Annotated in this window: 1 protein-coding gene; it reads left to right on the forward strand. The window is 73.3% G+C overall.

What is annotated here, in order from left to right:
- Positions 1 to 255 precede the first annotated feature (255 nt).
- On the forward strand, positions 256 to 454 hold a 199-nt coding region (locus tag G3I71_RS47385; protein WP_164325139.1), incomplete at its 3' end, for a hypothetical protein.

The following is a 454-nucleotide window of genomic DNA, read 5'->3' on the forward strand; positions in this document are numbered from 1 at the left end:
CGACCGGCCGCGTGACGTGCACGTCTACTTCGACAACGACGTGAAGGTGCGCGCCCCGTTCGACGCGGCGGCGCTGGCGGCGCGCCTCGCCGGGCGCGGTCTCGGGGTGCCCGCGGGTCGCTGAGGGGCGTTCCGCCGGACGGGTGGAGTCGTGGTCACAGCGCGAGCCCGTCGGTTATGACCGCTTAGTCTTCCCTGCGGCACGGCTGCGGGGCACGGCACCGCGGCACCGACACCACGAGCACGGGACGGCACATGATCTTCTTCGGCTGGGGACGACGCGGCAAGACGGCCGAGCTCGACCCGGGGCGCGTCCTGGTGCGCGCGTGGGCGTACTTCCACCTCTTCTGGCTGTTCCGCATCTCCTGGCCGAAGGGCTACACGCTCGCCACGGCCACGCCCGACGGCTGGGCGCAGCGCGCGATCTCCGACGAGGAGGGCCCCGCGCTCGACC

This window comes from Streptomyces sp. SID12501 (genome assembly GCF_010550245.1).
Taxonomy (GTDB): domain Bacteria; phylum Actinomycetota; class Actinomycetes; order Streptomycetales; family Streptomycetaceae; genus Streptomyces.